A 25,401-nucleotide genomic window follows, 5' to 3' on the forward strand; every position below is an offset into this window, starting at 1 on the left:
CTGTCTCGTGGGGGTGGTCAGCCGTCGAGGCCCGCTGCCAGTTCGTCGAGCTCGTCCGGGGCCAGGCCGGCCAGCGACATGCCGGAGCCGTGGCCGGCCCGGCCGGCGAGTGCGGTGAGCGCGGCGAACCAGGACTCGGCCAGTGCCCGCACCTCCGGTTCGGTCAGTACGCCGTCGGGCCACGACCAGTCGGCCAGCAGGTGCGGTCCGGTGCCGGTGTCGTGGACGACCGCGTTGACGTCGAGGACATGGGCGGCGGCCAGGCCGGGGTCGATGCCGGTGCCGAGTGCCGACGACTCGGGGGCGAAAGCCCACGGTTCGGTGGTGGTGGTGGTGGTGGTGGTGGCGGGGGCCGTGAACCGGCCGAGATAGTTGAAGCCGACGGCCGGGACGGGAGCCTTGGCCAACTCGGCCGCCGTGTCCGGGTTGAGGTGGCGCAGGAGGCCGTAACCCATGCCGTGGTCGGGCAGTTCGCGCAGGCGCTCGGCGACCCGGGCGGCGGCGACGTCCGCGGCGGGTCCGGCGGACAGCGCGTCGGCCACGTCCACGCCCGTCAGGTCCAGGTGGACCGGGTAGAGCGAGGTGAACCAGCCCACCGTGCGCGACAGTTCGAGGCCGGGCGCCAGCTCCTCACGGCCGTGGCCCTCGACGTCGAGGACGACGTGCGGGGAGCCCTGGCAGTCGGCGACGGCCAGCGCGAGACCGGTCAGCAGGACGTCCTGGACACCGGCACGGAAGGCGGCCGGAACGGTGGTGAGCAGGGCGCCGGTCGTCTCGGGCAGCAAGGTCAGCCGCAGCGAGCGGGTCGCCTTGGCGGTGTCCCGGTCGGGGTCGAGCGGTCGCGCGCCCAGCGGGATCCGCGGAGCGTCCGCGACGCCGTGCCACAGTTCGGCCTCGGCGACCCTCGACGGCGTACGCGCCTGCTCGCCCAACACCATCGCCCAGCGGCGGAACGACGTGCCGACAGCGGCCAGTTCGGGTCGTCGCCCTGCCGCGACGGCCGTCCAGGCGGTCTCCAGGTCGGGTACGAGGATGCGCCAGGACACGCCGTCCACGGCCAGATGATGGACGACCAGCAGCAGCCGCCCGGGCCGCTGGGGGCCGGCGTCGAACCACACGGCCCGGACCATCACCCCGGCCGCCGGATCGAGCAGTCCCACGGCCCGGTCGAACTCCTCGGAAACGGCGGCGTGGAGGTTGTCCGTGCCGGAGACGTCCCGGCGGTGGAGCAGCTCGGCGGCGCGAACCGCACCCACCGGGCGTACGTCGAGTACCGCGCCGACAGCCGGTTCAGAACCGGTGTCGAGCCGGGAACGCAGCATGTCGTGGTGGTCGAGCAGGGCCTGCAGCGCGTCGGTCAGCCGGGGCAGGTCGGCCGCCGGTGGGACCGTCAGCAGGACGGACTGGCTGAAGCGGTCGATCGGGCCGCCGCGTTCGAGCAGCCACCGCATGACGGGGGTGAGCGGGACCGGGCCCGTATCGTCGTCGGGGACCCGCACGAGGTCCGCGCCTCCACCGGCGACGGGCGCACCACCGACCGGTCCACGTGCCACCGCCGCCAGCTCCTTCACCGTCTGGTGCTTGAAGACGTCCCGGGCACTGATCACGACCCCGGCCTCGGCCGCCCGGCTCACCAGCCGGATCGAGGAGATGCTGTCGCCGCCGAGGGCGAAGAAGTCCTCGTCGAGCGGTACTTCGGGCAGGTTGAGCAGTTCACGGAAGAGCGCTGCGAGGATGCGTTCGGCCGGGTTGGCGGGGTCCTGGCCGGCGGCGGACTCAGTGGCTTCCGTGCCTTCCGCGGCCCTGGTCTCCGGCAGCGCCCTGCGGACCGGTGCCTGGAAGAGTTCGTCGTCCCCGAGGAGGTCCACGTCCTCGATGTGTACACCGGGGTCGGCGGCGACAGCGGTCAGCAGGCGCACCAGTACGCGCGTGAGCCGCTCGGCCGTGGCCGGGTCGAACAGGTCGGTGCTGTATTCGGCGATGCCGTCGATGCCCGCCGGGCTGCCGTCGGATTCGCGGCGCTCGCTCAGATAGAGGGAGAGGTCGAAGCGGGCGGCGCCGGTCTCCACGGGTTCACGGTTCACTCCCAGACCGGGCAGGGAGAGGCCGGGGTGCGCGGAGTGGCCGGTGAAGGCGATCACGACCTGGAAGAGAGGATGGCGCGCGAGGGTGCGTTCCGGGCTGAGGGCGTCCACGAGGAGGTCGAACGGCACGTCCTGGTGGGCGTAGGCGGCAAGGTCGAACTCCCGGACGCGGTGCAGCAGTTCGCGGAAGGTGGGGTTGCCCGAGGTGTCGGTGCGCAGGGTGAGACTGTTGACGAAGAAGCCGACCAGGTCGTCCAGCCTGCCGTCGGGGCGGCCGGCGACCGGGGTGCCGAGGGTGATGTCGGTGCCCGAGCCGAGCCGGGTCAACAGGGCGGCGAGCCCCGCCTGAAGCACCATGAAGAGGGTGACCTTGGAGGCGGCGGCGAGGTCGGCGAGGCCCGTGTGCAGTTCGGCGTCGATGGTGAGGGAGGCCCGGTCGCCGTCGCCACTGGGTTCGGCGGGCCGTGGACGGTCGGCGGGAAGGGGCAGCTCGTCGGGAATGCCCGCCAACGCATCTCGCCAGAAAGCGATATGACGGCTCATCAGGCTGTCGGATGCGGTCGAGGCACCCAACAGATCACGCTGCCACTGTGCGAAATCGGCGTACTGGACCGGCAGTTGCCGCCACTCCGGGATGCCTCCGGTGCTCCGCGCCGCGTACGCCGTCTCCAGGTCGCGCATCAGCGGTGCCATGGACCAGCCGTCGACGGCGATGTGGTGGGCGAGCAGCAGTAGGACGTGGGTGTCGGCGTCGAGCGTGTACAGGGTGGCGTGCAGCGGGAGTTCGGCCGACAGGTCGAAGCGGTGCCTGGCGGCGGCGGTGAGCAGCGCAGGGAGTCCGGCCTCGGTGGTCGCCTCGACGGCGAGGTCCGGTCGGGCCGCCTCCGGGTCGAGGACGCGTTGGTACGGGGTGCCCTGGAAGTCGGGGTAGAGGGTGCGCAGCGGCTCATGCCGGGCCACGAGGTCGGTGAGGGCCGCCTGGAGCGCAGGCCGGTCCAGGCGGCCGGTGAGGCGCAGGGCCCAGGGGACGGTGTAGGCGGTGTTGCCCGCGTCGAGGCGGCTCATGAACCACAGGCGCTGCTGGGCGTACGACAACGGAATCGGGGCGTGTCCCCGTTCGTACGGGGCGAGTTCGGGGCGTCGTACGGCGTCCTCGGAGTTCAGCCGCTCGGCCAGCCCGGCCGGGGTCGGCGCCTCGAAGACCGCGCGGACGGGCAGCGCGGTGCCGAGCGCGCCCCTGATCCGGTCGGTGAGCCGCATGGCGAGGAGGGAGTCGCCGCCGAGGTCGAAGAACCCGTCGTCCGATCCCACCCGGTGCGCCACCACGCCGAGGACATCGGCGAACAGGCCGCACAGGATCTCCTCCTGCGGAGTACGCGGGGCACGGCCCCCACCGGATGCCGCCACTGGTTCCGGCAGTGCGGCCCGGTCCAGCTTGCCGTTCGCGGTCAGCGGCAGTCGGTCCAGGACGACCACGGCACTGGGCACCATGTGCTCGGGCAGCGTGCGGCCGACGTGGCGGCGCAAGTCGTCAGTGTCCAGGTCGGTCCGGCCGTCCTGGCCGGCCCGGCCCACGACGTAACCGACCAGCCTCCCGTCCCGTTCGAAAACGACCGCCTGGGCGACCTCGGGATGGTCGGCCAACGCCGCCTCCACCTCGCCGAGTTCGATGCGGAAACCGCGGATCTTGACCTGGCCGTCGGCCCGCCCCGCGTACTCCAGCTCCCCCTCCGCCGACCGGCGCGCCAGGTCACCCGTGCGGTACATACGCTCGCCGGGGCTCCCGAACGGGTCGGCCACGAACCGTCCGGCCGTCAGCCCCGGCCGGCCCAGATATCCGCGGGCGAGGCCTGCCCCGGCGACGTACAACTCACCGGTGACACCGGGCGGTACGAGCCGCAGCCCCGCGTCCAGCACATAGGCGCGCAGGTCGGGGATGGCGTGGCCGATCGAGCCCTGGGCGGCCCGTACCGCGCCCTCGGTCAGCGGCAGACCGGTGACATGGACCGTCGTCTCGGTGATGCCGTACATGTTGACCAGGACGGGAGCGTCCTGCGGATGCCGGGTGTACCACTCGGCGACCCGGGTGAAGTCGAGCGCCTCGCCGCCGAACACCACGTAACGCAAGGCGAGTTCATGGGCGACGTCCGGCCGGGCCACTTCCGCACGCAGCAGTTCGCCGAAGGCCGACGGCGTCTGGTTCAGCACCGTGACGCGCTCCCGTGCCAACAGCCGCAGGAACTCCTCCGGTTCACGGCTCACCGCGAACGGCACGACCACCAGCGTGCCGCCGTGCAGCAGCGCTCCCCACAGTTCCCACACCGAGAAGTCGAAGGCGTACGAGTGGAACAGTGTCCACACGTCGTCCGGCCCGAAGCCGAACCAGTGCCGGGTGGACTCGAAGAGCCGAACGACGTTCGAGTGCGGCACCGAGACACCCTTGGGGCGGCCGGTGGAGCCCGACGTGTAGATCACGTAGGCCGTGTTGGCGGGGCTCGGGGTCGGAGACGGTGACTGCGGTGCCGTCGAAGGGTGGTTGACCGACTCGGCCACCGTGACCACGGGGATCCCGCCGGTCTGCGTCTGCGCGAGGGCCAGGCCGTCGGTCGTCAACAGCAGTACCGGGGCCGCGTCGGCCAGCATGAACGCCAGCCGCTCCGCCGGGTACTCGGGGTCCATCGGCACATACGCGGCACCGGTCTTCAGCACCGCAAGTACCGCCACCACCAGGTCAGGTGTGCGCGGCAGGGCCAGGGCGACCAACTGCTCCGGGCCCGCGCCCCGTTCGGCGAGCAGATGCGCCAGGCGGTTGGACCGCTCGTCCAGTTCCGCGTACGTGAGACGGGTCGCGTCGTGCACGACGGCCGTGGCGTCGGGGGTGCGGGTGACCTGCCGGGCGAACAGCTCGGGAAGGGTGACGGCCGGTTCGGCCTCGGTGGTCGTCCGGTCCAGGAGGCGTTCCCGCTCGCCCGGTAGCAGTGCCTCCACCTCACGGACTGGGCGCGCCGGGTTTGCCGCGAGGGCTGCCAGCACCTCGGCGAAACGCTCCAACAGGGCGCGGGCGCCCGCCTCGTCGTACAGGTCGGGCCGGTAGGACAGGCGCAGGGCCAGGCGGCGGGCGGGCAGGACGGAGAGGGTGAGCGGGTAGTGGGTGGCGTCGCGGGCGGTGAGCCGGGTGACCTGGGAGGCGCCCTTGGCGGCGGATGCGGGGTAGTTCTCGAACGCCAGGAGCGTGTCGAAGAGGTCGCCGGTGCCCGTGCCGGTGGCGCGCCGGATGTCCGCGAGGCCGAGATACTGGTGCGGCAGCAGGTCCGCCTGTCGACTCCGGATGCCGGTGAGGAGGTCTGCGACGGTGGCCTCCTCGTCCCAACGGATGTAGGTGGGAACGGTGTTGATGCAGAAACCGACCATCGACGCGACGTTCGGCAGCTCGGGCGGACGGACCGTGACGGTCTGGCCGAAGACGGCGTCGGTGCGCCCGGTCAGTCGGCCGAGCAGCAGCCCCCAGGCGCCCTGGACAAGGGTGTTGAGGGTGACACCGAGCGAGCGTGCCGTCGTTTCCGCGCGGGTGGTCAGCTCCTCGGGCAGTTCCACGACGAGCTCGTGGGGGAGAGTGGGCGTGGCGGGCGCGCCGGGGGCCAGCAGAGTGGGCCCGGTCAGCCCGGCCAGGGCCCTCTGCCAGGCCCGTTCGGCGGCGCCGCGGTCCTGCCGGGCCAGCCAGGCCAGATAGTCGCGGTAGGGCGGGACGGTCGGCAGCGCGGTCGGGTGCTCGCCCGCGTACAGGGCGCCGAACTCACGGACGAGCAGCTGCTTGGACCAGCCGTCGAGCAGGATGTGGTGGTTGGTGATCACCAGCCGGTAACGGTCGGGGGCCCACCGGACGAGCAGGTGGCGCAGCAGCGGCGGCTTGGCCAGGTCGAAGCGGCGGGTGCGCTCATCGTCGAGCAGCCGCTGCCAGGCGACGCCACGGCCGTGCTCGTCATACGCGGACAAGTCGACCTCCGACCAGGGGAGTTCGACGTCGGTGGGCACGATCTGGAACGGCTGCCCGTTCTCCCGACGGCGGAAGCAGGCGCGCAGGTTCGGGTGCCGGTCGAGCAGGGCCTGCCCCGCGGCCCGTACAGCGGCGGGGACGACCTCGCCCGTCAGCTCCAGAACCTGCTGGGCGGCGTAGACGTCGGGGCTGCGGTCGTCGTCGTAGAGGGCGTGGAAGAGCAGTCCTTCCTGCAACGGGGACAGGGGCAGGATGTCGGAGATTCCGGACCGAGTCACCGTGGGTTACCTCCACTCGCTTCCGAACTCGGCTTCGAGTTCGGCGATCTCTGCTTGGGACAGCGACACCAGCGGCAGGTCGGACGGGGTCCGTCCACCCCCCGAGGTGACGTGGGTCAGTTCGGTCAGGGCGGCGCACCACAGCTCGGCGAGGGCGCTCACGTCGTCCTCGGACCAGATGCCGGGAGCCCAGGACCAGGTGGCCCGCAGCCCTTCGTCGGTGGCCACGGCGGTGATCTCCAGACCGTGGGCGACGGGCAGGGCGGGGTCGTGGGCGGCGCCGAGTGCCAGCGCGCCGGGAAGCGCCTCGGGCGCCGCCGACCAGTCGGCCGACAGCGTGTCGGCGGTCGGCGTGCGGCCCAGGTAGTTGAAGCCGATCTGCGGGGCCGGGAGCGCGGCGAGGGTAGGTCCGGTGGCCGGGTTGAGGTGGCGCAGCAGACCGTGGCCGATGCCGTGGTCCGGTACGGCGCGCAACTGCTCCTTGACGCTTCTGAGGACCTGGGCGGCATCCTCCAGGACGAGGCCGGTGAGGTCGAGCCGCGCCGGGACGACGCTGGTGAACCAACCCACCGTCCGGGACAGGTCAACCCCCTCGGTCAGCTCCTCGCGCCCGTGCCGTTCGATGTCCAGCAGCAGCACCGGACGGTCGCGCCATCGTGCGAAGGCGAGGGCGAGGGCGGCGAGCAGGACGTCGTCGGGGCCGGCGTGGAAGGCGGCGGGGACCGTGGTGAGCAGGTCGGTGGTCTGTGCGGCCGGGAGGGTGCGGGTGAGGTGACGCATCGCGGAGACGACGTCCTGCGCAGGGTCGGGACGGCGGGTGCCGAGAAACGGTTCGTGGGCGTCCAACAGCTGCCGCCAGACGTCCAGTTCGCCGGTCCGCGCGTCGGCCTCGCGCTCCAGCAGCCGGGCCCAGTGCCTGAACGGTGTGCCGGACGAAGGCAGTTCCTCATCCCGCCAGGCAGCGGCCAGGTCGGCGCGGAGAATGCCCCAGGACACGCCGTCCACGGCCAGATGATGAACCGTCAGCAGCAGCCGCCCGGCGCGGTCGGGCCCGGCGTCGTACCACACCGCACGAACCAGTTCGCCTTCGCTCGGCCGCAGTTGTGACAGCGGGACCTCGATCACCGCCTCAAAGTCCCCGTCCGGTACGGCGACCCGTTCCAGCAGTCCGGCCGCGTCCACGCTCCCCGGTGGCGGGATGTACGCGGCCCAGTCGCCGTCGGTCGTCACGCGCATCCTCAAGCTGTCGTGGTGGTCGAGTACGGCCTGGAGGGCGCCCGCCAGACGCTTCTCGGCGGCTCCGGCGGGCGTCACGAGGAGTGCCGACTGGCTGAACGAGCCGATGGGGCCGCCGCGTTCACGCAACCGGTGCATGGCCGGGGTCAGCGGCAGTTCACCGACCGCCGGTTCCTGGGCGGGCCCTCGCGCCGGGGCCGGACGCGCCGCGGCCACCGCGGCGAGCCCGGAGACCGTCCGCTGCTCGAAGACGTCGCGCGGGGTGAGCCGCAGCCCGGCCGCGAGGGCGCGGCTGACGAGGTGGATGGAGGCGATGCTGTCGCCGCCGAGGTCGAAGAACCCGTCGTCCACACCCACACCGTGCGGATCCCGGCCGAGGACCTCGGCGAACAGCCCGCGCAGCGTCTCCTCGCCCGGCGTACGCGGAGAGCGCGTCCCGTCGAGGACTGTGACGTCGGGCGCGGGCAGCGCGGCCCGGTCCAGCTTGCCGTTCGGAGTCATCGGCAGGGCGCCCAGCACGACGAACGCCTCCGGAACCATATGGCCGGGCAACCGCCGCGCCGCATACGCCCGTACGTCGTCACCGTCGATGTCGATGTGGCCCGAGCCCACGAGGTAGCCGACAAGTCGCCGTGCGCCGGGCCGGTCCTCGCGGACCACCACCGCGGCCTGCTCGACGTCACAGTGCGCGGTGAGCACACCCTCGACCTCGCCGGGCTCGATCCGCAACCCCCGGATCTTCAGCTGCCCGTCAGCCCGCCCCCGCAGCTCCAGGACGCCGTCGGTCCGGCGCACGGCCAGGTCGCCGGTGCGGTACATACGGGCACCCGGCGGCCCGTACAGGTCGGCGACGAACCGTTCGGCGGTCAGCCCGGCCCGGTTCCAGTACCCCCGGGCCACCTGGTCGCCGGCCACGTACAGCTCACCCTCGACGCCGACCGGGACCGGGTTGAGCCAGGCGTCCAGGACGTAGGCACGGGTGTTCCACATGGGACGCCCGATGGGCACGGGGCCGGACGGCAGGTCGTCGCCGGGTTCGATGCGATGGTCGGTGCAGCCGACGGTGAGCTCGGTCGGACCGTAGTGGTTGATCAGCCGGACGTCGGGACGGCCTTGGCGCCAGGTGCGCAGGGCCTCCCCGACCAGGGCCTCGCCGCCCAGCATGAACTCCTCGGTGGGCGAGATGTCGTACGGCAGGGCGGGCAGCAGCGCGAGGTGGCTGGGCGTGGCCTTGAGGAAGGTGTAGCCGCCGGGCAGCGGGTCCGCGCCCGCCTCGTGGACGGCGGCGATGTGCACCCGGCCGCCCGCGGCGAGTGCCCCGTGCAGGCTCGTCACGGTGGCGTCGAAGGACATCGTGGCGTGCAGCAGCGAGGTGCCGCGCAGACTCGGGTACGCCGACACGCAACGGGCCACGTAGGTGGTGAGGTTGCGGTGCTCGACGACCACACCCTTGGGGCGCCCGGTGGTACCGGAGGTGTAGATCAGGTAGGCCGGGTCGGCGGGGCGGGCGTCGGCCGACGGGGTCTCGGCCCAGGGGGCCTCCGCGTCGGGACTCACGACCGGACAGTCGACAGCCACCGGGTCCCTGGCGATGACGCACACCGGATCGGCGTCGGACAGCAGAAAAGCGGTCCGTTCGGCCGGATGCTCCGGGTCGAGTGGCAGATAGGCGGCGCCCGCCTTGAGGACGGCCAGTACGGCCACCGCGAGGTCGACGGACCGGGGCAGCGAGAAGGCGACGACACGGCCGGGTCCGGCGCCGAGTGAGGTCAGCGCTCGTGCCAAACGGTCGGCCCGTACGTCGAGTTGACGGTACGTCAGGCTCGCGCGGACGTCCGTCACGGCCACCGCGTCGGGCGTCTCGGCGGCCCGCTTCTCGAACATCCGGTGGAAGGGCGTTGCGGGAACATCCCGCGCCGTGTCGTTGAACTCGACGAGCAGGCGGCGCCGTTCGTCCGGGCCGAGGATGTCGAGCGCGCCGACGGGCCGGTCGGGATCGTCGAGAGCGGCCCGCAGCAGCCGTTCCAGCCGGGCGGCGAGTACCTCGGCCGTGGTCCGGTCGAAGAGGTCGGCGCTGTACTGGAGGATGCCCTCGATGCCGGCCGGGGAGCCGTCGGCGGCCTGCCGTTCACCGAGGTTGAAGGTGAGGTCGATCTTGGTCGCGCCGGTCTCCACGGGAAGTGTCCGGGCGGTGAGGCCGGGCAGGCCAAGATGCGGTTCGGCGCCGGGCCGGAAGGCGAGCATGACCTGGAACAGCGGGTGCCGGGCTGGTGACCGGGGCGGGTTGAGGGCCTCGACCAGCTGCTCGAACGGCAGGTCCTGGTGGGCGTAGGCCGCGAGGTCGCTCTCCCGGACCCGGTCCAGCAGCTCCCGGAAAGTGGGGGCGCCGGAGGTGTCGGTGCGCAGGACGAGGGTGTTCAGGAAGCAGCCGACCAGGTCGTCCAGCGTCTCGTCGGCGCGGCCCGCGACCGGAGTGCCGAGCGGGATGTCGATGCCCGCTCCGAGCCGGGTCAACAGGACGGCGAGCGAGGCCTGGACGACCATGAACGGCGTCGTCCCGGTCTCCCCGGCGAGCGTGCGCAGCCGTCGGTGAAGGGTCGCGTCCAGCCGTACGGGGATGTCGCCGCCCCGGTGCGTGGCACGGACCGGTCGGGGACGGTCGGCAGGCAGGGGGAGTTCGTCGGGGAGCCCGGCCAAAGTCCGCGCCCAGTACGCGAGGTGAGAGGCCATCAGGTCTCCGACGCCGACGATCTGCTCGCTCTGCCAGACGGCGAAGTCGGCGTACTGAACCGGCAGTTGTGCCCAGCCGGGGGCCTGGCGGACCCGGCGGGCCCGGTATGCGGTGGCCAGATCGCGGGTGAGGGGATCCAGGGACCAGCCGTCCGCGGCGATGTGGTGCAGCACGAGCAGCAGTACGTGATCCTCGGGGCCGAGGACGAGGAGATGGGCGCGGATCGGGACGTCTTCAGTGAGCCGGAACGGCAGGCTGGCCAACTCGGCGAGCCGCTCCGGAAGTTCGGCCTCCGTGACCCGGTCGACCCGCAGCCGGGGCCGGTCGGCGGCCGGGTCCAGCAGCCGCTGGCGCGGAGTGCCGTCGGTGTCCGGATAGACGGTGCGCAGGATCTCGTGGCGGGTGACCAGATCGGCCAGCGCCAGGCGCAGGGCTTCCTGGTCGAGTTCGGCGCCCGTGAACCGTACGGCGAGCGGGATGTGGTAGGCCGCGCCGGGCTCCTCCAGCCGGTCGAGAAACCACAGGCGCCGCTGGGCGGAGGACAGCGGAGTCTCGTCGGGGACTGCTCCCGGTACGGGCCGAGGGGCGGGCCGTACGACCGCACCCCTGGCGGCGAGCGGACCCGCGAGGGCCGCCGGAGTGGGCGCCCCGAACAGGTCGCGCAGTGTCAGCTCGGCACCCAGCGCGTCGCGGATCCGGCCGATCAGGCGCAGGGCGAGCAGCGAGTGGCCGCCGAGCGAGAAGAAGCTGTCGTCCGGGCCGACCACGGGCAGGCCCAGGACGTCCGCGAACAGACCGCAGAGGGCCTCCTCCTGCGGGGTCCGCGGGGTCTGCGTGTCGCGGCTGCCGCCCTCCACCGGGGGAGCCGGCAGGGCGGCGCGGTCCAGCTTGCCGTTGGCGGTCAGCGGAAGCCGGTCCAGCGGTACGACCGCGGAGGGGACCAGGTGGTCGGGCAGTTGTTCGGCGAGGTGGGCGCGCAGGACCTTCGGCGCGGGTGCCGACCCTGGGGCGGGCACCACATAGGCGACCAGCCGCCGGTCGCCGGGGCGGTCCTCGCGGACCAGCACGACCGCCTGGGCAACCTGCGGATGGGCGGCGAGGGCCGTCTCGACCTCGCCGGGTTCGACGCGGAAGCCGCGCAGCTTGACCTGGCCGTCGGCCCGCCCGTGGAACTCCAACTCGCCGTTCCTATCCAGACGGACGCGGTCCCCGGTGCGGTACATGCGGGCGCCGGGCGGGCCGTACGGATCGGCGGTGAAACGTTCGGCGGTGGCGTCGGGCCGCCCGAGGTAGCCGCGCGCCACGCCGGGCCCGGCCACGTACAACTCGCCGACGACGCCCGCCGGAAGCGGCTGCAGGCCGCCGTCGAGCACATAGGCGCGCATACCGTCGAGCGGGCGGCCGATGGGCAGCGCGTCGGGCACCTCGGCGCCGTCGGGGCAGGGGCGGCAGGTGGCGAACGTGGTCGTCTCGGTCGGGCCGTAGCCGTTGGTGACCGTCAGACCGGGGCAGGCCGCGAGGACCCGGCGGACGGCGGGCGCCGGGACGGCCTCGCCGCCGGCCCACACCTGGCGCAGTCCGGCGAAGCAGCCCGGGTCCTGCTCGGCGGCGAGCCGGAACAGCCCGGCGGTCAGCCACAGCGCCGTCAGTCCGTGCCGGGCCGTCAGCCGGGCGACTGCGGCGGCGTCTATGTACTCGTCGGCCCCGTCGGCCCCGCCCGCCCCGGCGACCACGGCGGTGCCGCCTCCCAGCAACGGCACCCATATCTCGTACGTGGACGCGTCGAACGCGGTCGGCGAATGGACCAGAACCCGTGCGTGCGCACCACCCCCGAACGCCGAGTCGGCGGCCAGCGCGACGATGTCCTGATGGGTGACGGCGACGCCCTTGGGCGTGCCCGTGGAGCCCGAGGTGTAGCTGACGTAGGCCAACTGATCGGGGTGCAGGCGCACTTCGGGGTCGGTGTCCGGCTCGGTGGCGAGCGAGGGGTCAGTACAGGTGACGGCAGGGAGGCCGGCGTGGGAGGTGTCGGCGGTGCCGTCCGTCAGCAGTACCGACGCCCCGGTCTCCGCGAGGATCAGCCGGGTACGGGCCGCCGGGGCGCGCGGATCGAGTCCGACGTACGCGCCGCCCGCCTTGAGGACGGCCAGCAACGCCACGATCAGCTCGTCGGAGCGGCGCATCAGGACCGCGACCCGGTCCTCCGGCCGGACACCGAGCCGGAGCAGACGGTGGGCGAGCCGGTTGGCGCGGGTGTCCAGCTCGCGGCCGGTGATCGCCTGCTCGCCGTGGACGACTGCGATACCGTCGGGGTCGCTTGCCGCGCGGGCTGCGAACAGTCCCGGAACACTGTCCGCACGTACGACGGGAGCGGGCACCGGACCGTCGAGCCGCGCCTTCTCGCCGGGGAGCGTCAGTTCCACCCGTCCCACGACCGTGCCGGGCTCCACGGCCGCCGCCGCGAACCGCTCCACGAAGCGGAGGAAACGCCGGTGGTGGGCGGTGAGTTCGGCATCGGCGTAATGCTCGGGACTCGCGTCGAGGTCGACCCGGATGCCCCGACCGTCCGCGCGGTCGTAGATGTTGACCGCGAGGTCCTCGACCGGGCCCGTGGACAGGTTGTGACGAGTGGTCGGGTGGCCGGCGAAGCGCAACTCCGGTCCGAAGGCCATGATGTTGACGACCGGGCCGAAGTAACGGGGGCCGTCCTGCGGGCAGTTCAGGTCGAGGCGCAGGTCCTCGCCCCGGTGCCGTTGGTGGGCCAGCAGGTCGCGGGTGGCGCGTGCCGCCTGCCGTACGAGGTCGACGGCGGGGGTGTCCGGGCGTACGGGCAGCCGCAGGGGGAGCACGTTGGACGCCATGCCCGGGGTCGCGAGTTCGGTCTCGCTCTGCCGGGCGGTGACCGCGAGGCCGAGGACGACGTCCTGGGCGCCGGTGAGCCGGTGCAGATAGGCGGCTGTCGCCGCGAGGACCACGCGGGACCAGCGGGTGCCGGCGAGTTCGGCGGCGGAGTGAACCAAGTCGCCGGCGAACTCGGGGAGATGGCCCGTGCGGCGCAGGAAGTGGTCGCCGACCTGTGGCGGACGGGCGGACAGGCTCACCGGGTCGGGCCGCTCGGCGAGGGCGCTCGTCCAGTGGGCGCGATCGCGTTCGTGCCGCTCGTCGGCGCGGTAGGTCTCGTCGGCGGCGATCAGCGGGGCGAGGGGCGCGGGCGGTGGGGTGTGCGGGGCGCCTGCGGCGAGCGCGGTGTACGCGTCGGCGACCCGCCGGGCGAGCAGGGAACAGCTGAAGCCGTCGACAGCGATGTGATGGTACGCCTGGTACCAGATCCAGTGGTCGTCCGCGAGGCACAGCAACGCGTACCGGAACAGCGGGCCCCGGTCGAGGTCGAAGGGCGTGGCGAAGTCGTCCGCCATCCACTCCGACGCGGCCTCGGCCCCCGCCGCGTCGACGACGGGCATCGACCACTCGGGATCCGCGTCCACCAGTAGACGTACGCCGTCGTCGCCCGCCGTGAACCGGGACCGCAAGGTCTCGGTGGCGTCCACCACCAGCCGTACGGCCGCCCGGAACAGCTCCGGCTCGACGGGCCCGTGGATCTCGGTGTACTCGCCCACGTTGTAGGCGGCACCGGCCCCGTCGAGCCGCTGGCCGAACCACATCGAGCGCTGGGCGGCGGACGGCTCCAGGCCACGGCTTACGGTCATCGGCGGGCTCCGGTGGGGGTGTGGGGGAGTGTCGGTGGGTTGTCGTCGGCCCGGTGTCGCCTCAACTGGCCGCTCCGGCGGAGGCAGAGGCAGAGGCGTACGTCAGCTGCCGTCCGACCTGCTCGGCGACCGTGTGCGGGCCGTCGGCGGTGGTGGGCCAGGGGATGCGCAGCCAGGGCTCGGCAGGGATCAGCCGGAGGTCGCGGGCCTGCCGGGCCCGCCCGCCGCCCGTGATGTTGAGGAGGACCAGCTCGTCGCGGTCGACGCGCCCGGCACGTACGGCGTCGGCGAGGGCGGCCAGCGCGACTCCCGCGCCCGGTTCGAGGTCGATGCCCTCGGTCTCCTCGAACAGGTCCATGGCGGCGAGCGCGGCAACGTTGTCGACGCACAGGACGTCGCCGCCGCTCTCCGTGAGCACGTCGCGCACTCCGCCGTGGACGGTGAACGGCGGCCGCCGGTTGGTCAGTTCGCGGGCCAGCGGCTCGTGTTCCCGGTCGGCCGGAGCCGGGCCGACGGACCGCCAGGCCTCGAACAGCGGGGCGAACGGCGCGTTCTGACACATCAACAGGCGCGGCAACGCCTCGTCGCCGGTCCGGATCCGACGCGCCGCCTCATGGGCGCCGATGGCTCCCGTACCGCTGCCGACCGCCTGCACGTACGTCTGCGGAAGGCGCCCGATCGCCTCGGCCGCCGCCAGCATCACGGTGCCCAGACCGTCACGGCGCCCGACGTTGCGGCAGCCGCCCTCCGCCTGGTGGCCGGGGAGCCGGGCCAGCAGGTCGGCGCAGGCGATGGCATCGCTGTAGGTGGCGCCGTCGAGGGCGACGATGCGTACGCAGGGGTCGAGCGGGGCGGGGAAGCGCAGGCCGGCCAGGGCCGCAGCGGGCACGACGATCAGACAGGGCACCTGATGGCGGGTCGCGGCCCAGGCGAAGGCGGCGGCGGTGTTGCCCGCCGAGGGGATCACCAGGACGGGCGGGTCGGCGGGCAGCCGGCCGAGCACCGTGTAGGCCTCGAAGTCCTTGAAGGTGCAGGTCGGCAACTGCGCCCCGCGTTCCGGCCAGTACCCGTTGAAGGCGACCCACAGCTGCTCGAGGCCGATACGCCGGCCGAGCCGGTCGGCGCGCTGGACGACCGGGCCGGGTACGCCGGGGAAGGTCCGAGCCACGGGCAGTAGAGGGGCGTGGCGGAACAGTCCGGTGCCGGTGCGCCCGGCGACACCCTCGTACCCGGCGGGAGCGGGGTACTCGGTGCGCAGGAACGCCGGATCGTGTGGTCGGGAGCAGTCGAGAATCAGGCCGTCGTCCTCGTAGCGGGTACCGCAGGAGGAGCAGACGAGTGTGTAGTGACGATTTCCCGGGCGTACTTGGGGGCGTACGGGGGACATTCCATTGCCTTCCGCAGGACCGTGCTTCGCGGGTCAATTGCAGCCGGAGCTGTGCAAAGGGCGGGTGACCCGTGAATTACCGTTGCACCAACGGTCGGTTGACATTCTGTTCATCCATGTGAGCTGGTGCACAACGGCGGAGTGTTCAGTTCCGCTTCATCTCCCCTTCCTGAAGCGTGTGGTGAGGCTGTGTTAGCCCTGGTGAGGAACCCGGGGCGCATACGCGTCTTGAAGAGAGGACGGCGGGCAATTGGGCGAGAAACCGACCCTTGAAGCAGTGGTGGAACGGGCAGATTCGTTGCCCGTACCCTCACTTTCGCCTTCGCAATGGCTTCCTTCCAAAATTCCGGTTCGCTTTTTCCCATGGCATGGGAAAGCGCTGGAAGCAGAAGATGAACGCGGTGAATACGAGCTGCCGGAGTCCGCGCTGCTGCTTGCCGCGTACCGGAAAATGGTCCTCGGGCGCCGCTTCGACGAGCAGGCGACCGCGCTCGCCCGGCAGGGCCGGCTCGCGGTCCACCCGTCCAGCCTCGGGCAGGAGGCGTGCCAGGTGGGTGCCGCGCTCGCCCTGCGCCCCACCGACTGGCTGTTCCCCACGTACCGCGACTGCGTGGCGCTGGTCAGCCGGGGCATCGACCCCGTCGAGACGCTGACCCTGCTGCGCGGCGACGGCCACTGCGGCTACGACCCCGTACGCCACCGCACCGCACCCCAGTGCACCCCGCTGGCCACCCACGCCGCCCACGCCACCGGGCTGGCCCACGGCGAACGCCTCAAGGGCACGGACACCGTCGCCCTCGCGCTCGTCGGTGACGGTGCCACCAGCGAGGGCGACTTCCACGAGGCGCTGGGCATCGCCGGTGTCCTGCGGGCACCCGTGGTCTTCCTGGTGCAGAACAACCGTTACGCCATCTCGGTGCCGCTCTCCGCCCAGAGCGCGGCACCGAGCCTGGCGTACAAGGGAGTCGGTTACGGCGTCCGCTCCGAACAGGTGGACGGCAACGACGTGGCTGCCGTACTCGCCGTACTGGGCAGGGCAGTTGAGGAAGCGCGCACGGGCGGCGGCCCCTGGCTTGTCGAGGCGCACACCTACCGGATGGCCCCGCACACCAGCGCCGACGATCCATCCCGCTACCGTCCGGCCGAGGAGGTCGAGCACTGGCGCGGGCGCGATCCCATCGACCGGCTGGAGAACTGGCTGCGCGACCGCGGCCTGCTCACCGAGGACGACATCGAGGCAGCCGCGGCAGAGGCCGAGGCGTACGCGGCCGACGTGCGGATCAGGCTCGCCGAGGACCCCGCACCGGACCCGCTCGCGCTGTTCGACCACGTGTTCAGCGCCCCGACTCCGCAACTGGCCGAGCAACGCGTCGCCCTGCGCACCGAGTTGGAGGGACACTGAGATGGCGGCCACCTCGATGGCACAGGCACTCAACACCGCCCTGCGGGACGCGCTCGACGCGGACGAACGCGTCGTCGTCTTCGGCGAGGACGTCGGCCGGCTCGGCGGGGTCTTCCGGGTCACCGACGGGCTCGCGGACACGTTCGGCGACCGCCGCTGCTTCGACACCCCGGTCGCGGAGGCGGGCATCGCCGGCCTCGCCGTCGGGATGGCGATGGCCGGATTCCGGCCGGTGGTGGAGATGCAGTTCGACGCGTTCGCCTACCCGGCGTTCGAACAGATCGCCTCCCACGTGGCCAAGTTCCGCAACCGCACCCGCGGCACCCTCGCCCTGCCCATGGTCGTCCGCATCCCGTACGGCGGCGGAATCGGCGGAGTCGAGCACCACAGCGACTCCAGCGAGGCCTACTACGCGCACACGGCCGGCCTGAAGGTCGTCACCCCCGCCACGGTCGCCGACGCGTACTCGCTCCTGCGGGAGGCGATCGAGGACCCGGACCCGGTGGTCTTCCTGGAACCCAAGCGCCACTACTGGACCAAGGAGGACATCCAACTCCCCCTCAGCACCGAGCCGTTCGGTACGGCAGCGGTGCGCCGCCCCGGCACCGACGCCACGCTCGTCGCCTACGGCCCGGCGGTCGCCGTCGCGCTGGCCGCGGCGCGGGCGGCGGCGGCCGAGGGCCTCGACGTGGAGGTGCTGGACCTGCGCACCCTCGTCCCCCTCGACGACCACGCGCTCACCGCGTCCGTGCGGCGCACCGGGCGCTGCCTGGTGGTGCACGAGGCGCAGGGATTCGCGGGCGTCGGCGCCGAGATCGCGGCCCGGGTGCAGGAGCGCTGTTTCGACGCGCTGCGCGCGCCGGTGCTGCGCGTCACCGGCCTGGACATCCCGTATCCGCCGCCCCTGTTGGAGAGCGCCCATCTGCCGGGCACCGGCCGGGTGTTGGCGGGACTGCGCCGTGTGCTGCCGGACGGCGGTCAGGGCGTACGGCGGCCGATACCGGCGTCCCCGGTCGAGCCGGCTGCCGGGCACCGGGCCTTCCTGCTGCCGGACCTGGGCGAGGGGCTGGCCGAGGCCGAGGTACTGGAGTGGACGGTCGCCGTGGGCGACAGCGTCACGCACGACCAGACCGTCGTCGAGGTGGAGACGGCCAAGTCCGTGATCACCCTCCCGACCCCCTTCGCCGGGACCGTGACCGCCCTGCACTGTCGCGCCGGCGAGATCGTCAAGGTCGGGGCGCCGCTGCTGTCGGTGGCGGAGGCCGCCCCCGAGAGCGAGTCGGGCGCGGTCCTCACCGGGTACGGGACGGGCGGGGCGCGCCGGGCCACGAGGAATGGTGTGGCACCGACGGAAACCAATAGGACCAGTGAGACCAGTGGACCGAAGGCCGCCCGGCAGCCCGGACTCCGGCTTCCCCTGGGCGCGGCCGCCGAGAAGTTCGTCCGCGCCCACCGGGACACGCCCGCCGTCACCATCTGGGCGGACGCCGACGCCACCGCCCTGCTCGCCGCCCGAGACACCCTCGGCACGGGTCTGCTGCCGCTGCTGGCCAGAGCCTGCCTCGCCGGGCTCGCCGCCCACCCCGCACTGAACGCCCGGGTGGACGACGCCCGTTCGGAGATCGTCCGGCTGCCGCAGGTGCACCTCGGCTTCGCCGCACAGACCGACGAGGGGCTGGTCGTCCCCGTCGTACGGGACGCCGCCCGGCTGCCCCTGGACGACCTCGCCACCGAACTGCGCCGCCTCACCGGCCTGGCCCGAGACGGGGCACTCGCCGCCGAACACCGGACCGGCGGCACATTCACCCTCAACAACTACGGTGTGCTCGGTGTCGACGGTGCCACCCCGATCCTCAACCACCCCCAGACGGCCATGCTCGGCATCGGCCGCCTGGTCGAACGCCCCTGGGCGGTGGACGGCCGAGTGGAGGTGCGCAAGGTGGTCCACCTGTCACTGACCTTCGACCACCGCGTCTACGACGGCGGCACCGCGGCCGGCTTCCTGCGCCATGTCATCGACGGCATCACCGCACCCTGAACCACCTCAGCCCAGGCGCGGGTCCACATGGAACTTGGGCCCAGGACCCGCGCCCGCCGGGCGTTCACCCGCGAGGACGGCTCCGACCTGGTCCAGCCCCACCGTCGCGGCGACGAGCGGCCTCGGATCGACAGAACCCTCGGCGTACGCACGGATGGTGGCGTCGAGACCGGGGGAGGCGGACAGCACACCGACCGCGGTGACGTCCTTGAGGACGAGCGTGCGGGTATCGATCCGGCTTGGTACGCCGGCCAGACCGATGTAGACGACGTGGCCGGCCGGTTCGACCAACTCAAGGGCGAGGTCCGGGAGATGGGCCGCGTTGGAGGCGTCCACGACAGCGTCGTACGGCAGATCCGGGACGGAGTCCTCCCGCCAGGCGTGCTCGAAGCCCAGCTCGCGGGCGAAGGCCAGCGAGCCCTCGGTCACGCCCATCAGATGGACCTCCGCACCGGCCGCGCGGGCGAACATCGCGACCAGGAGACCGATGGTCCCCGGACCCAGGACCAACACCCGGTCCCCGGACCGCAGTTCGGCGGCCCGGGCGGCACGCAGGGCGTTGCCGCCGGGCTCGACCAGCGCGCCCAGTACCGCGTCGACGGATTCGGGCAGGGTGTGCAACGAGGAGGCGGGAACGGCGAGTTGCTCGGCGAGGGCACCGGCCCGCTCCCCGCGGATGCCGACCTCCTGCCGCTGCTCGCACACGTGTTGACTGCCCCGTCGGCAGCGGCGGCAGGTGCCGCAGCCGAGCATGGTGTCGCCCATGACCCGGCGGCCGATCCATGCGGCGTCGACACCGTCACCGACCGACGACACGCGCCCCGACCACTCGTGGCCAAGGCGCATCGGGTAGGAGGAGTGGCCCTGGTGGAGGTAGGCCATGGCCCCGGTGTGGAACTCCATGTCGGTGCCGCACACCCCGACCCGCTCGACGTCGACGACGACCTCGCCGGGGACCGCCACCGGGGCGGGGACCTCCTGGACCTCGTACTTCCCGGGTGCCGTCAGAACGAACGCGCGTATGAGGCGGCTGGCGGTCACCGTGGACCGAGCACGTGTTGGCGCTGGCTGCCGAGGCGGGTGATGCCCAGCTCCATCACGTCATCGGGCCGGAGCCACACGGGCGGCTTGAAGCCCATGCCGACGCCGGGCGGGGTACCGGTGTTGATCAGGTCACCGGGCTCCAGGACGAGGAACTGGCTCAGGTAGTGCACGATGAAGTACGGGTCGAAGATCATGGTCTTGGTGTTGCCGGTCTGACGGCGCACACCGTTGACGTCGAGCCACATGTCGAGCGCGAGGACGTCCTCGATCTCGTCGGTGGTGGCCAGCCAGGGACCCGCCATGTTGAAGGTCTCGGCGGACTTGCCCTTCGCCCACTGCCCGCCTCGCTCCAGTTGGAACGTGCGCTCACTGACGTCGTTGACGACCACGTACCCGGCGATGGCGTCGCGCGCCTCCTCGGCCGAGTCCAGGTAGCTCGTGCGGCGGCCGATCATGATGGCGAGCTCCACCTCCCAGTCGGTCTTGGTGGAGCCGCGCGGGATGCGTACGTCGTCGTTGGGACCGACGAGGGTGTTGGGCGACTTGTTGAATCCTCCCCCAGCTGAAGCAGGGGGATTCCTGGCTCACGCTGCCTGCGGGTCAGCGACCCAACAGGTCTTCCACGATCAACACCAGCCGGGTTGTCGATCAGCACGGCGTACGCGCTTGATTCTCGCAACGCACTGTATGCAGCTTACCCGATCAGGTGGACGGTGTTTCGCCTTTGGGGTGAAATCCCGCTTCCGGCCCTGCTCCACAGGAGTCCGATTCCTCCCTGGCCTGAAGGCCGCGGCATCCTTGCTGGTGGTTCATCGGTGCGGCTCTGCCAACGGGCCGAGCAGCGTCCGGATCTCGTCGACCGCGTCGACCAGGGTGCGCAGCGGCGTCCGGTACGTCAGCGCGCTGACGCTCACCGCGCCCGAGGGAGCCGTCGGCGAGGTCGCGTACACGGGCAGGGAGAGGCAGTTGACGCCGGGCTCGTTCTCCTGGTCGTCCACGGCGTAACCCTGCTCGCGGACGGCCCGCAGGTCGCGGTGCAGGTCTGAGGCCGTGCACAGCGTCCGGGGTGTGCGGCGGACCAGCGGCGAGTTGCCGATCCACGCCTCGACCTCCCCCACCGTCGCCAACTGGTGGGCGAGCAGCGCCTTTCCGACGCCGGTGGCGTGGGCGGGGTTCCGGCCGCCCACCGTCGACGTCAGCCGCACGGCGCCGGTCGGCGGGTCGACCTTGGCGCGGTAGACGACCTCACGGCCCTCCAGGACCGCGTAGTGCGCCGTCTCGCCGAACCGGTCGGCCAGCGCCTCCAGTACGGGACGTACCCGGACATGCTCGGGGCGTTCCTCGTGGTGGGCGAAGGCCATCCGCAGGAACTCGTCGCCGAGAACATAGCGGCCTCGGGCGCCCTGGTCGGCGAGTCCGGCCCGGCGCAGGGCCACCAGCGCCCGGTGCACGGTCGGTTTGGGGCTGCCGATCACCCGGGTCAGCTCCTCAAGGCCCACGCCGTCGGGATAGCGCGCCAGCTCCTTGAGGACAGCGAGCACCCGGTCCGAGCCCACGAGACGCGCGGCGTCACCGTCGCCTCCGGCGACTTCCTCGGCCGCAGGGGCTGACGAGCCGTCGTACATCTGCCTATGCTCCATGAGGTTCCGAAGAATAGACCACCATACCAATTGTTGGAAAGGGTCGACGGTGAAGCTTCGCAGCGCACAGTGGTACGAGGGACAGGGGCGCAACGCCTACATCCACCGGGCCTGGATGCGCCGGGGCGCACCGGATGACGCCTTCACCGGCCGGCCGCAGATCGCCATCGCCAACACCGCCTCGGACCTGACTCCCTGCAACGCCCACCTGAACGAGGTGGCGGCCTCGGTCCGCAATGGCGTGTACGAGGCCGGGGGCATCCCGCTGGACCTGCCCGTGGTGTCGCTCGGCGAGACACAGGTGCGGCCCACCGCCATGCTCTGGCGGAACATGGCGGCGATGGCCACGGAGGAGATGCTGCGGGCCAACCCGATCGACGGTGTCGTGCTGCTGGGCGGCTGCGACAAGACGATCCCCTCGCTCCTCATGGCTGCCGCCTCGGTGGACCTGCCCGCGGTCGTCGTGCCAGGCGGGCCGATGCTGACCGGGACCTTCCGGGGTACGCCGCTGGGCTGTGGCACCGACGTGTGGCGGCTGTCGGAGGAGGTGCGGGCCGGCACGCTCTCCCAGGAGCAGTTCACCCGCTCCGAGTCGTCGATGATCCGCAGCCGCGGGCACTGCAACACCATGGGCACGGCCTCGACGATGGCCCTGGTCGCCGAGGCGCTGGGGACGATCGTGCCGGGGGTGGCCGGTACTCCGGCGCCCGACAGCCGGCTGCTGGAAGCCGCCCACGGCACCGGCAGACTGGCGGTGGACATGGTCGCCGCCGACCGGCGCCCTGCCACCTTCCTGACCAAGGCGTCCTTCCACAACGCGATCGTCGCCCTGGCCGCCATCGGCGGGTCGACCAACGCGGTCGTACACCTGCTGGCCATCGCCGGACGCCTGGACATCCCCCTGTCGCTCGACGACTTCGACCGGATCGGCTCCCGCGTCCCGGTCCTGGTGGACCTCCAGCCGGCCGGCCGCTTCCTCATGGATGACTTCCACCGCGCCGGAGGCCTGTCCGCCGTCCTGCGCGAGGTACGGGACCTGCTCGATCCCGACGCGCTCACAGTCACCGGAGAACCGCTGGTGAACCATCTCGACGACGCGCCGATCTGGGACCCGGAGGTCATCCGCACCCGCGCGAAACCGCTGGTCGCGGAGGGCGGCATCGCGGTCCTGCGCGGCAACCTCGCCCCCGACGGAGCGCTCATCAAGCCGGCGGCGGCCTCCCCGCACCTCCTGCGTCACCGGGGCCGGGCGGTGGTCTTCGACTCGATCGAGGACTTCCACGCCCGTATCGACGACCCGGATCTCGACGTGGACGCCGACTCCGTGCTCGTCCTGCGCGGCTGCGGCCCCAAGGGCTACCCGGGCATGCCCGAGGTGTCCAACATGCCGCTGCCGAAGAAGCTTCTGGAACAGGGCGTCCGTGACATGGTCCGCGTCTGCGACGGCCGGATGAGCGGCACCGCGTACGGCACCGTCGTCCTGCACGTGGCCCCGGAGGCGGCGGCCGGCGGCCCGCTCGCCCTCGTCCGCAGCGGCGACGTCATCGACCTGGACGTGGCGGCCCGGCGCCTCGACGTCGACGTACCCGCCGACGAACTCGCCCGCCGCACCGCCAACGAGGCCACCGTCAGCGGCTTCGCCAACCCCCGGCGCGGCTGGGAACGCCTCTACGTCGACCACGTCCAGCAGGCCGACACGGGCGCCGACCTGGACTTCCTCATCGGCTCCAGCGGCTCGAAGGTGAGCCGTGAATCGCACTGACGGGAGGGCCGGTACGACCGTCAGGTCGGCCCTGGTCACCGGGGGAGCGGGCGGACTCGGCGCGGCCACCGCCGAACGGCTCCGGGCCGACGGTGTGCAGGTGACGACGCTCGACCTCACCCCCGACGGCGCCGACGTCCGCGCGGACGTCACGGACGAGGGCGCGCTGCGCCGGGTCGCCGCCGAGATCGGCCCGGTGGACGTGCTGATCAACTCGGCAGGCATCGTCGGACCGAACAGACCGCTCACCGAGACGACCCCTGAGGAGTGGCGCCACGTCTTCGAGGTCAACGTCCTGGGCACCGTGAACACCATGCGGATCTTCGTCCCCGGCATGCGGGAGCGCGGCTGGGGCCGTGTGGTCAACCTCGCCAGCATCGCCGGCAAGGATGGCAACCCCCACCTGTCGGTCTACTCCGCGTCCAAGGCCGCGGTGATAGCCCTGACCAAGTCGGCCGGCAAGGAGTTGGCCACCAGCGGCGTCCTGGTCAATGTCGTCGCACCCGCCGTCATCGCCACGCCCATGAACGAGAACACGGCGCCCGAGGTTCTGGACCGCCTCACCGGCCTCATCCCGATGCGCCGGATCGGCCGCCCGGAGGAGGTCGCCGAACTGGTCGCCTACCTGGCCTCCGACCGGGTCAGCTTCTCCACCGGTGCCGTGTACGACATCAGCGGCGGACGCGCCACCTACTGACGCTCCGGCCGACGGTCTCGACAAGGCTTGTGCGGGCGTGGAAAAGTCGTCACACTGGTACCGAACGAATGGTCGGTTGGGGAGCGGGTATCGATGACGACGACACACTCCGCCGCCTCGGACACGGGCGGCGCAGGGCAGACCGGCGAGGGGCTGCTTCAGGAGCACTTCGAGGCGACGATCGCGCGGGAGAGCCGGATCGAGCCGCGCGACTGGATGCCCGAGGGCTACCGGAAGACGCTGATCCGGCAGATCGCCCAACACGCGCACTCGGAGATCATCGGCATGCAGCCGGAGGGCGAATGGATCACGCGAGCGCCCTCGCTGCGCCGCAAGGCCATCCTCTTCGCGAAGGTCCAGGACGAGGCCGGACACGGGCTGTATCTGTACTCCGCCGCCGAGACGCTCGGCGCCGACCGCGCCGACCTCACCGAGCGGCTCATCGAGGGCCGCCAGAAGTACTCGTCGATCTTCAACTACCCGACGCCGAGCTTCGCCGACGTCGGCGTGATCGGCTGGTTCGTGGACGGCGCGGCGATCTGCAACCAGGTGCCCCTGTGCCGGAGTTCGTACGGGCCGTACGCGCGCGCGATGGTGCGCATCTGCAAGGAGGAGTCCTTCCACCAGCGGCAGGGGTACGAGCTGCTGATGACGATGATGCGCGGTACGGAGGAACAGCGCGCCATGGTCCAGGACGCCGTCGACCGCTGGTGGTGGCCCTCCCTGATGATGTTCGGCCCGCCCGACGACGCCTCGCCCAACTCCGCGCAGTCCATGGCCTGGAAGATCAAGCGGCACACCAACGACGAACTGCGCCAACGCTTCGTCGACATGACCGTCCCGCAGGCCGACAAGCTGGGCGTGACCCTGCCCGACCCGGAACTGCGCTGGAACGAGGCGCGCGGACACCACGACTTCGGCACCCCCGACTGGGACGAACTGATGCGCGTCATCAAGGGCGGTGGCCCCTGCAACACCGAACGGATCGCACGGCGTCGGACCGCACACGAGGACGGCGCCTGGGTGCGCGAGGCGGCCACCGCGCACGCCGCCAAGCAGCGCGCGCGGGCCGCGAAGGAGGCAGTGGCATGAGCGACGACCTGTCCAACGAGTGGCCGCTGTACGAGGTGTTCGTGCGCGGCAAGCGCGGTCTGAACCACGTCCACGTGGGCTCACTGCACGCGGCCGACGACCGGATGGCGCTCACCCACGCACGCGACCTGTACACACGGCGCAACGAAGGAGTGAGCATCTGGGTGGTGCGCTCCGAACACATCGCCGCCTCCTCGCGCGACGAGAAGGACCCGTTCTTCGCCCCCAGCGCCGACAAGGTCTACCGCCACCCGACCTTCTACGACATCCCCGACGACGTCCCCCACATCTAGCCCGAGGAGAGGAGCA

The 25,401-nt window shown here is 72.1% G+C and carries 11 protein-coding genes and 1 pseudogene; 6 read left to right on the forward strand and 6 right to left on the reverse strand.

Translation table 11 applies throughout. The features are described 5' to 3' along the window. Nucleotides 1-17: 17 nt before the first annotated feature. The 3 genes from OG734_RS44150 to OG734_RS44160 form a co-directional block, all read right to left on the reverse strand. A complete protein-coding gene (locus OG734_RS44150) occupies nt 18-6,356 on the reverse strand; it encodes an amino acid adenylation domain-containing protein (RefSeq protein WP_330293006.1) in 6,339 nt (2,112 codons plus the stop codon). Nucleotides 6,357-6,362: 6 nt separating this feature from the next. Further along, nucleotides 6,363-14,030 (reverse strand): amino acid adenylation domain-containing protein, encoded by a 7,668-nt coding sequence (locus tag OG734_RS44155; protein ID WP_330293007.1) that lies wholly within the window; start codon nt 14,028-14,030, stop codon nt 6,363-6,365. Between the two features lie 61 nt (nt 14,031-14,091). After that, nucleotides 14,092-15,417, reverse strand: a complete 1,326-nt coding sequence (locus tag OG734_RS44160; protein WP_330293008.1) for a cysteate synthase — start codon at nt 15,415-15,417, stop codon at nt 14,092-14,094. A 451-nt stretch (nt 15,418-15,868) separates the two neighbouring features. On the opposite strand from OG734_RS44160, the gene OG734_RS44165 reads away from it, so the two are divergent. Together OG734_RS44165 and OG734_RS48195 are read left to right on the forward strand one after the other, a co-directional pair. Continuing rightward, nucleotides 15,869-16,819 carry a thiamine pyrophosphate-dependent enzyme gene (locus tag OG734_RS44165; protein WP_443065034.1) on the forward strand — a complete coding sequence of 317 codons (951 nt, stop codon included), beginning with the start codon at nt 15,869-15,871 and terminating at the stop codon, nt 16,817-16,819. A 1-nt stretch (nt 16,820) separates the two neighbouring features. Further along, on the forward strand, nt 16,821-18,857 hold the full coding sequence (locus tag OG734_RS48195; protein WP_443065035.1) for a 2-oxo acid dehydrogenase subunit E2: 2,037 nt from the start codon (nt 16,821-16,823) through the stop codon (nt 18,855-18,857). A 6-nt stretch (nt 18,858-18,863) separates the two neighbouring features. On the opposite strand, the gene OG734_RS44180 is transcribed toward OG734_RS48195, so the two are convergent. From OG734_RS44180 to OG734_RS44190, 3 genes and pseudogenes are all read right to left on the reverse strand, one after another. Further along, on the reverse strand, nt 18,864-19,898 hold the full coding sequence (locus OG734_RS44180) for a zinc-dependent alcohol dehydrogenase (RefSeq protein ID WP_330293009.1): 1,035 nt from the start codon (nt 19,896-19,898) through the stop codon (nt 18,864-18,866). Beyond that, nucleotides 19,895-20,452 (reverse strand): annotated as a pseudogene (locus tag OG734_RS44185) (fumarylacetoacetate hydrolase family protein); the annotation flags it as partial. The pseudogene OG734_RS44185 and the gene OG734_RS44180, both read right to left, overlap by 4 nt. 258 nt (nt 20,453-20,710) lie before the next feature. Beyond that, nucleotides 20,711-21,541 carry an IclR family transcriptional regulator gene (locus OG734_RS44190; protein WP_330293010.1) on the reverse strand — a complete coding sequence of 277 codons (831 nt, stop codon included), beginning with the start codon at nt 21,539-21,541 and terminating at the stop codon, nt 20,711-20,713. A 49-nt stretch (nt 21,542-21,590) separates the two neighbouring features. On the opposite strand from OG734_RS44190, the gene OG734_RS44195 reads away from it, so the two are divergent. The 4 genes from OG734_RS44195 (at nt 21,591) to paaB (ending at nt 25,385) form a co-directional block, all read left to right on the forward strand. Next, nucleotides 21,591-23,303, forward strand: a complete 1,713-nt coding sequence (locus OG734_RS44195; protein WP_330293011.1) for an IlvD/Edd family dehydratase — start codon at nt 21,591-21,593, stop codon at nt 23,301-23,303. Continuing rightward, the gene (locus tag OG734_RS44200) at nt 23,290-24,000 is read left to right on the forward strand and encodes an SDR family NAD(P)-dependent oxidoreductase (protein ID WP_330293012.1); all 711 of its coding nucleotides are present in this window, start codon (nt 23,290-23,292) and stop codon (nt 23,998-24,000) included. The genes OG734_RS44195 and OG734_RS44200 overlap by 14 nt, the downstream gene beginning before the upstream one ends. Nucleotides 24,001-24,093: 93 nt before the next feature. Next, a complete protein-coding gene (gene paaA / locus OG734_RS44205; protein WP_330293013.1) occupies nt 24,094-25,092 on the forward strand; it encodes a 1,2-phenylacetyl-CoA epoxidase subunit PaaA in 999 nt (332 codons plus the stop codon). Continuing rightward, nucleotides 25,089-25,385: a 1,2-phenylacetyl-CoA epoxidase subunit PaaB gene (paaB, locus tag OG734_RS44210; RefSeq protein ID WP_330293014.1), complete on the forward strand. Its 297-nt coding sequence runs from the start codon at nt 25,089-25,091 to the stop codon at nt 25,383-25,385. Before paaA ends, paaB begins: the two co-directional genes overlap by 4 nt. Nucleotides 25,386-25,401 lie beyond the last annotated feature (16 nt).

Origin of the sequence: Streptomyces sp. NBC_00576 (assembly GCF_036345175.1) — a bacterium.
GTDB lineage: Bacteria > Actinomycetota > Actinomycetes > Streptomycetales > Streptomycetaceae > Streptomyces.